The following is an 8,326-nucleotide window of genomic DNA, read 5'->3' as shown; positions in this document are numbered from 1 at the left end:
TTGGCATGGTGTACGCAATCGTTCGGTTTCGTACACAGATACGCTGTAGCCCCGCGAACCGAGTGATATCCAATAGCCGATTGGTTAAAAAGTAGTCTTAGCGTAGGTTATTTTCCCTTTTCCAAGCGGACCCCTATCTGGCCCCATGGGTAATACGCCACTTGAATTAACGCATCCTGTAAGGGAAATCATTACTGCTGCAAAGCAAATGTATTTCATTACTCTAATATCCTATGTTTTTATTTTTCTATTTATTCAAATGGTTATGCTGGTTTGTTGGGTGATTGTGCATCATCCTACTATCTTGCCTGATTAGTAATCTTTTCAAAAGGATATGTTATCAAGGGGAACAGAAGTGGTGGCAGTAACTGGGGGTGGTTGATATCCAGACGTGGATATGAGCAATGTTTTCGAGGTTAGGATCTTCTTGTGATCCTGTCGTTACCGTCGTAATCTCTTGCCCTGTAAACGAAAAAACCACCCGGCAAGGTGGTTTTTCGAAGGTTCAGTAAACCGGCAAGTTTCTGAACCGTGGTAACAGTCTTGTGCGAGACGTGTCACCAAATCTGTCCTTCCAGTGTAGCCGTAGTAATGGCACCACTTCAAGAACTCTCACAACATCTCTCGCACATCCTGTTTACCAGTGGCTACTGCCAATGGCGATTTGTCGTGCCTTTTCGGGTTGGACTCAAGTTGATAGTTACCGGAAAGAGCGTGGTAGTCGGACTGAACGGGGGGTTCGTGCATACAGTCCAGCTTGGAGCGAACTGCCTTCCCGGAACCGAGTGTCAGGCGTGGAATGAGAAACCGCGGCCATAACAGCGGAATGACACCGGTAAACCGAAAGGCAGGAACAGGAGAGCGCACGAGGGAGCCACCAGGGGGAAACGCCTGGTATCTTTAAGTCCTGTCGGGTTTCGCCACCACTGATTTGAGCGTCAGATTTCGTGATGCTTGTCAGGGGGGCGGAGCCTATGGAAAAACGGCTTTGCCGTGGCCTTCTCGCTTCCCTGTTAAGCTTCTTCCTGGCATCCTCCAGGAAATTTCCGCCCCGTTCGTAAGCCATTTCCGCTCGCCGCAGCCGAACGACCGAGCGCAGCGAGTCAGTGAGCGAGGAAGCGGAATATATCCTGTATCACATATTCTGCTGACGCACCGGTGCCGCCTTTTTTCTCCTGCCACATGAAGCACTTCACTGACACCCTCATCCGTGCCAACATAGTAAGCCAGTATACACTCCGCTAGCGCTACGTGACTGGTTCAGGGCTGCGCCCCGAAACCCGCCAAAAGCCACTGACGCGCCTGCGGCTTGTCCAACCCCGCGCCGACCGGGAAAGGCTTTCCCGCCCGTCCCGGCGTTATCAGGAGGCCGGTTTGTCAGAGAAACGGAACAAGATGCTCACCATGTGGGTGACGGAGGGCGAGCACCGGCGGCTGCTTGAGCGCTGCGACGGCAGGCCGCTGGCGGCGTGGATGCGGCAGACCTGCCTGGACGAAAAGCCTGCGCGCACCGGAAAGCTCCCCTCACTCTCGCCGGCGCTGCTGCGCCAGCTTGCCGGTATGGGCAATAACCTGAACCAGATAGCCCGCCGTGTTAACGCCGGCGGCGGCACCGGCCATGACAGGGTACAGATTGTGGCGGCGCTGATGGCCATCGATGCCGGGCTTGAGCGGCTGCGGCACGCCGTTCTTGAGAAAGGAACGGACGATGATCGTTAAATTTCATCCACGCGGTCGCGGCGGTGGCGCCGGGCCGGTGGACTATCTGCTGGGTAAAGACCGGCAGCGTGAAGGCGCCAGCGTCCTGCAGGGGAAGCCGGAAGAAGTCCGGGAGCTGATTGATGCGTCGCCTTACGTGAAGAAATACACCTCCGGCGTCCTGTCGTTTGCGGAGGCCGATCTGCCTCCCGGCCAGCGGGAAAAACTGATGGCCAGCTTCGAGCGGGTTCTGATGCCCGGACTCGATAAAGATCAGTACAGCATTCTGTGGGTGGAGCACGCGGACAAGGGGCGTCTGGAGCTGAACTTTCTGATCCCCAATACCGAACTGCTGACCGGCAGGCGGCTCCAGCCGTACTACGACCGCGCCGACCGGCCGCGCATCGATGCCTGGCAGACCATCGTGAACGGCAGACTGGGGCTGCATGACCCGAACGCGCCGGAAAACCGCCGGGCGCTGGTCACGCCGTCCGGACTGCCGAAAACGAAGCAGGAGGCCACTGAAGCCATCACGCGCGGACTGCTGACCCTTGCTTCGTCCGGGGAGCTGAAAAACCGTCAGGACGTCACTGAGGCGCTGGAACGGTCAGGTTTTGAGGTGGTGCGCACCACGAAAAGCAGTATCAGCATTGCCGACCCGGACGGGGGGCGAAACATCCGACTGAAGGGAGCCATCTATGAGCAGTCTTTTAACGCTGGCGAAGGACTTAGAGCAGCAATCGAAAGCGCAGCAGCAGAGTACCGGCGAGATGCTGAAAGCCGCATTCAGCGAGCACGAGCAGTCTGTCAGAGCGGAACTGAGCGCAAGCGCGAGGAGAATCAGCGACGCCATCCTCGCACACGAGCAGAGTATGAGCGAGGCGATGGAGAAAAACCGGCGGAGCGTACTGCGGACTGCCGGGCGGACATGGTTCACCATCCTGATGGTGTCAGCGCTGCTGATCGGCACGAGCGGGAGCATACTGTGGTGGCAGGGGCAGCAGATAACCGACAATTACACGCATCTTCGTCAGCAGGAAGATACCCTGGCGAAAATGACTGCCCGGACGTGGGGAGTGCGCTATCAGGAGAGCAGCGACGGCCGGAGGTTTCTTATCCTGCCGCCCGGGATGCAAACCGAAGCCATCCCCTACGACGGGACGACATGGATCCGCCTGAAACAGGAGTAGCGGAAAATGACAGAGCTGGAAAAGCAGTTGCTGAGCGCATTAGAGCAGCTACAGCAGGACTACTCGCAAAGGCTGGACGAATGGGAGAGCGCCTTCGCGGAATGGCGGAGCATGTGTGGGCTTATGCAACGGGAGAACGCGGTGCTGAACGAGCGCGTGTCGGACTTGAGCACGCAGGTGCTGAGTTTAAGCGAGCAGCTGCGCCGCTTGTCCGGGAACTGAATGCCATCGAGCTCCGGCAGAGGGAGAATGAGTATCAGAAAACACTGGAGCTGGAGCGCCAGCCGCAGAAAACCTACCGCGGGCCGACACTTTAAACCATCCAGGCAGCTGACAACCCGCACGAAGAGGGGCTCTTATTTCTCCCGCTAAATAGGTTCGTGATCAAAAAGGTCACGACTTATTCAGGAGCGGGAAATGAAGCTGTTAAATCTTATTGAATCATTGCTTAACTGCCTGTATCTGGCGGCGGAGCTGTGGGACTGGCTGGAGAAGCATTTGTCGGTTTTTAAGGCATTGGCGCGGATTTTAGTGTGACTTTAACATCCATGCATCTGGCTGCATGACTATGCACCAGTGTAATATTCAGCGGCTGCGTTTCTGGTGTTTTTTCGTTATGTCTGTCGCCACTTTCTCGCGTCTGGCACCGGAAACGCAGCCAACCCCGTTTCAGCGGTGCGCCCAACAGATGTTATGGTAAATACGGCGGTGCTGCAGACACAAAAAAGCCGCCCAGATGGGCGGCTTTTTTTAGTAGCCAAGACGTTTCAATTCAGCCGAAAGGCGTTTAAAGCTCTCGTCGAGATATTCCTGATTTTCTTTTAACTCTTTTTTCATTAGTTCGATGTGATGAGTGAGTTCATGGTTGTCTGCAGAACGACTGACCGGGAAGTCGTCACTGGATGATAGCCGCCCATTTTTGCTGTAATCCATCGCTATGCAGATCAGAGTGGCAAGGTCTATTACTCGGTGAAGTGGAAGCTCCTCAGACTGACGGGACCACTTCTCGCCGGTATTTCGCCAAACCTTTGCCGAAAGCTCTGTCCATCCCGGGGTGTTCCATTGTGCGATACCAACAGATAACCCCATTGCATCAGTGTCGTCGGCATATGGTCCATCAATGCGATCATAATTCTCTACTTGAATAATTGGCTTATGTTTCAGGTGGGCGGGGATTTTCATTCTCTATGTCTCTCTCATTTATTTGTTGATTTGTAGATTATATTGTTTTACTAATTAGTAAATTTACTAAATGTAACAAAATGAGAATTCTAGGTTATTTCATTGTTTTGATTGATTTTTTGATGGATGAGTCTGAGATGGTTAACTGGTATATACGGCTAATAGCGGGCGTTGAAGAGTGTGGATAAAGCTCTAAATGGTGCTCCATCCAGAGGGCGCAATACGGATGTTATGGTAAATTGTAGTGGTTCTGCAGATGCGAAAAAGCCGACCGGGGGTCGACCTTTCCTAATCAACTTAATAGGCTATAAACAAAATCCAGTCCCTCTAGAGGATGCTTTTCTCTTTTGTCGTATGGTGTATCAAGTACTTTAGCAATCGTCTGAATTGTTCTCGAATCTACACTTTCCGCTGTATATGTAAATTTAGGCTCTTTTCTACTCTCAGTCGATACCGAAACATCCTCTGCTAGTTTTTCCAATCCAGCCTTGGCGAGTATAATTTGCGATCGGTTGTGGCTTTTTTTTCTGATTAGATTACTGTATATGTTTTCCAAATAGATCCACGGTGACTCTGTATTTATTTGTGATATTGTAGAGTGGGTTATTCTTGCTGTGTTTGGCTTTGTTGCTCTGTCAATGAAAATGAAGCCATCTGAATCATCTATGGTTCTATACAAAGATGATGATAACATCGCAAATATATTACTGGAGACTATATTGCTTTTCCTATAGTCATATAGACCTTCACTTTTCTTTGAGAACTCTTCATCAAGTATCTTCTGAATATCATTTATATGATGCCAAACTTGAGAGTCTATGAATGAAAGAATGTCATATTTCTCGAAAAGTATGTTTGCTAGCTTTATAGCTAGTCCGGCATCCTGACTTTTGTGTGATATGAACAAATGAGGTGTGAATTTAGGAAATATGTCACCTATCAACTTCTCTGTGTCAATGTCTTCATTTTCTTTCACGTAGTTTATGATGCTTTGTTTGACACTTTCCCTATCGCTTATGGTAATGCTACCATAAGCAAGTCTCTCTGAACTGAAGATATTATATCTGTCAAAGTTCTCTAGATCTCTCTTGAGGGAATCTAACTCAATGTGGAATTTCTTATGCATTTTTACCTCGTCGCTAATACTGCTATAGAAAATGCTATAGCTAAAAACGGAATTACATAGAATATGAATTGAGAGCGGCTTGGTCTTGATTTTATGTTTTGGTTTTTAAGTACGTAGTTGAATGTGTTGCTAATTTCAAAGTAATTTATTTTTCCGTCTGAGTCTTTTTTATCTTCAGCCTTTAAATCATAAACCTTACGCATTGCTCTTTCATATCTTAAATAATAAGAATCAATAAGCATGAACGCTAATGTTATTATGAGAAATATCAAGATCGAATAAAGCTTTTCATTTGTTGTGAAGTTTTCTGACGCAACTGGTTTTTGAGGTATTACGTAAGCAATAACAATGGTCAACACTGCTGATATTATTGTTATATAAGTTGCCTTTAGCTTTGAAGATGTTTCAGCCAATCTATTTATGATGGATTGTATATTGTTTAGTGAAGCTATCTTAGCTTCCATACTTTCGTTATTCATTTTTTTCCTTTGTCTTAATGGTTTTTCTTACGGCTTTTTAAAAGTTTTAGGGTTTTGGAGTTAGAACGTTGGTTCTTCTGAAGTTTACATCAATTTGTATTGAGGATCTCTTGAGATTTTAGGTGTTAAGTCGTAATCTCTTGCTCGGTAAACGAAAAAACCGCCCAGCAAGGCGGTTTTTTCGAAGGTTCTCAGAGCAGCAACTCTTTGAACCAAGGTAACTGGCTTGGAGGAGCGCAGTCACCAAAACTTGTCCTTTCAGTTTAGCCTTAACCGGCGCATAACTTCAAGACTAACTCCTCTAAATCTGTTACCAGTGGCTGCTGCCAGTGGCGCTTTGTCGTGTCTTTCCGGGTTGGACTCAAGATGATAGTTACCGGATAAGGCGCAGCAGTCGGACTGAACGGGGGGTTCGTGCATACAGTCCAGCTTGGAGCGAACTGCCTTCCCGGAACCGAGTGTCAGGCGTGGAATGAGACAAACGCGGCCATAACAGCGGAATGACACCGGTAAACCGAAAGGCAGGAACAGGAGAGCGCACGAGGGAGCCATCAGGGGGAAACGCCTGGTATCTTTATAGTCCTGTCGGGTTTCGCCACCACTGATTTGAGCGTCAGATTTCGTGATGCTTGTCAGGGGGGCGGAGCCTATGGAAAAACGGCAACGCCGCGGCCTTTCCTCTTATTTGCTAAGTATGGTCCTGGCATTCTCCAGGAAATTTCCGCCCGGTTCGTAAGCCCGCACCGCTCGCCGCAGCCGAACGACCGAGCGCAGCGAGTCAGTGAGCGAGGAAGCGGAATATCTCCGGTATCGCATATTCTGCTTACGCGCTAGTGCCACCTTTTTTCTCCTTCCACATGAAGCACTTCACTGATTTCCGCATCCGTGCCAACATAGTAAGCCATTATACACTCCGCTAGCGCTACATGACTGGTTCAGGGCTGCGCCCCGAAACCCGCTAAAAGCCACTGACGCGCCTGCGGCTTGTCCAACCCCGGCCGACCGGGAAAGGTTTTCCCGCCCGTCCCGGCGTTATCAGGAGACCGGTTTGTCAGAGAAACGGAACAAGATGCTCACCATGTGGGTGACGGAGGACGAGCACCGGCGGCTGCTTGAGCGCTGCGACGGCAGGCAGCTGGCAGCGTGGATGCGGCAGACCTGCCTGGACGAAAAGCCTGCGCGTACCGGAAAGCTTCCCTCGATCTCGCCGGCGCTGCTGCGCCAGCTTGCCGGCATGGGCAACAACCTGAACCAGATAGCCCGCCGCGTTAACGCCGGCGGCGGCACTGGCCATGACAGGGTGCAGATTGTGGCGGCGCTGATGGCCATCGATGCCGGACTTGAGCGGCTGCGGCACGCCGTTCTTGAGAAAGGAACGGACGATGATCGTTAAATTTCATCCACGCGGCCGCGGCGGTGGCGCCGGGCCGGTGGACTACCTGCTGGGTAAAGACCGGCAGCGTGATGGTGCCACCGTCCTGCAGGGGAAGCCGGAAGAAGTCCGGGAGCTGATTGACGCGTCGCCTTACGTGAAGAAATACACTTCCGGCGTCCTGTCGTTTGCTGAGGCCGATCTGCCTCCCGGCCAGCGGGAAAAACTGATGGCCAGCTTCGAGCGGGTTCTTATGCCCGGACTTGATAAAGATCAGTACAGCATTCTGTGGGTGGAGCACGAGGACAAGGGGCGTCTGGAGCTGAACTTTCTGATCCCCAATACCGAGCTGCTGACCGGCAGGCGGCTCCAGCCGTACTACGACCGCGCCGACCGGCCGCGCATCGATGCCTGGCAGACCATCGTGAACGGCAGACTGGGGCTGCACGACCCGAACGCGCCGGAAAACCGCCGGGCGCTGGTCACACCGTCCGGACTGCCGAAAACGAAGCAGGAGGCCGCAGAAGCCATTACCCGGGGACTGCTGACCCTTGCTTCGTCCGGGGAGCTGAAAAACCGTCAGGACGTCACTGAGGCGCTGGAACGGTCAGGTTTTGAGGTGGTGCGCACCACGAAAAGCAGTATCAGCATTGCCGACCCGGACGGGGGGCGAAACATCCGACTGAAGGGAGCCATCTATGAGCAGTCTTTTAACGCTGGCGAAGGACTTAGAGCAGCAATCGAAAGCGCGGCAGCAGAGTACCGGCGAGATGCTGAAAGCCGCATTCAGCGAGCACGAGCAGTCTGTCAGAGCGGAACTGAGCGCAAGCGCGAGGAGAATCAGCGACGCCATCCTCGCCCACGAGCAGAGTATGAGCGAGGCGATGGAGAAAAACCGGCGGAGCGTACTGCGGACTGCCGGGCGGACATGGCTCACCATCCTGATGGTGTCAGCGCTGCTGATCGGCACGAGCGGGAGCATTCTGTGGTGGCAGGGGCAGCAGATAACCGACAATTACACGCATCTTCGTCAGCAGGAAGATACCCTGGCGAAAATGACCGCCCGGACGTGGGGAGTGCGCTATCAGGAGAGCAGCGACGGCCGGAGGTTTCTTATCCTGCCGCCGGGGATGCAAACCGAAGCCATCCCTTACGACGGGACGACATGGATCCGCCTGAAACAGGAGTAGCGGAAAATGACAGAGCTGGAAAAGCAGTTGCTGAGCGCATTAGAGCAGCTACAGCAGGACTACTCGCAAAGGCTTGACGAATGGGCGAG

General features: G+C 52.1%; 9 protein-coding genes and 1 pseudogene. 7 read left to right on the top strand and 3 right to left on the bottom strand.

Features of this window, described 5'->3' with window-relative positions; genetic code table 11:
• The first annotated feature begins 1,374 nt into the window (after positions 1-1,374).
• From IM317_RS15530 to IM317_RS15515, 3 genes are all read left to right on the top strand, one after another.
• Positions 1,375-1,719 carry a MobC family plasmid mobilization relaxosome protein gene (locus IM317_RS15530; protein ID WP_039025506.1) on the top strand — a complete coding sequence of 115 codons (345 nt, stop codon included), beginning with the start codon at positions 1,375-1,377 and terminating at the stop codon, positions 1,717-1,719.
• Positions 1,720-2,396: 677 nt separating this feature from the next.
• Positions 2,397-2,888, top strand: coding sequence for an MbeB family mobilization protein (locus tag IM317_RS15520; protein ID WP_032629998.1), 492 nt, complete (start codon positions 2,397-2,399; stop codon positions 2,886-2,888).
• A gap of 6 nt (positions 2,889-2,894) precedes the next feature.
• Positions 2,895-3,110: an MbeD family mobilization/exclusion protein gene (locus tag IM317_RS15515; RefSeq protein ID WP_000137422.1), complete on the top strand. Its 216-nt coding sequence runs from the start codon at positions 2,895-2,897 to the stop codon at positions 3,108-3,110.
• Between the two features lie 528 nt (positions 3,111-3,638).
• Here IM317_RS15515 and IM317_RS15510 read toward each other — a convergent pair.
• The 3 genes from IM317_RS15510 to IM317_RS15500 form a co-directional block, all read right to left on the bottom strand.
• On the bottom strand, positions 3,639-4,070 hold the full coding sequence (locus IM317_RS15510; protein ID WP_032623639.1) for a DUF6530 family protein: 432 nt from the start codon (positions 4,068-4,070) through the stop codon (positions 3,639-3,641).
• 292 nt (positions 4,071-4,362) lie between these two features.
• The gene (locus IM317_RS15505; RefSeq protein WP_032623640.1) at positions 4,363-5,196 is read right to left on the bottom strand and encodes a hypothetical protein; all 834 of its coding nucleotides are present in this window, start codon (positions 5,194-5,196) and stop codon (positions 4,363-4,365) included.
• 2 nt (positions 5,197-5,198) lie between these two features.
• Entirely contained in the window at positions 5,199-5,675 is a 477-nt protein-coding gene (locus tag IM317_RS15500; protein WP_032623641.1) for a hypothetical protein, read from the bottom strand.
• Positions 5,676-6,369: 694 nt separating this feature from the next.
• Between IM317_RS15500 and IM317_RS24280 the strand changes: the two are divergent.
• From IM317_RS24280 to IM317_RS15485, 4 genes and pseudogenes are all read left to right on the top strand, one after another.
• Positions 6,370-6,549 (top strand): annotated as a pseudogene (locus IM317_RS24280) (hypothetical protein).
• Between the two features lie 195 nt (positions 6,550-6,744).
• Entirely contained in the window at positions 6,745-7,068 is a 324-nt protein-coding gene (locus IM317_RS15495; RefSeq protein WP_021243036.1) for a MobC family plasmid mobilization relaxosome protein, read from the top strand.
• Positions 7,069-7,745: 677 nt separating this feature from the next.
• The gene (locus IM317_RS15490; protein ID WP_032623637.1) at positions 7,746-8,237 is read left to right on the top strand and encodes an MbeB family mobilization protein; all 492 of its coding nucleotides are present in this window, start codon (positions 7,746-7,748) and stop codon (positions 8,235-8,237) included.
• Between the two features lie 6 nt (positions 8,238-8,243).
• The coding region (locus IM317_RS15485; protein WP_305038660.1) for an MbeD/MobD family mobilization/exclusion protein at positions 8,244-8,326 on the top strand (83 nt) is incomplete at its 3' end.

Origin of the sequence: Enterobacter cloacae complex sp. S3, from assembly GCF_014930495.1 — a bacterium.
In the GTDB taxonomy this organism is placed as follows: Bacteria; Pseudomonadota; Gammaproteobacteria; order Enterobacterales; family Enterobacteriaceae; genus Enterobacter; species Enterobacter asburiae_B.
Note: the sequence above shows the minus strand (reverse complement) of the source record. Positions and strands in the feature narration are given on the sequence as shown.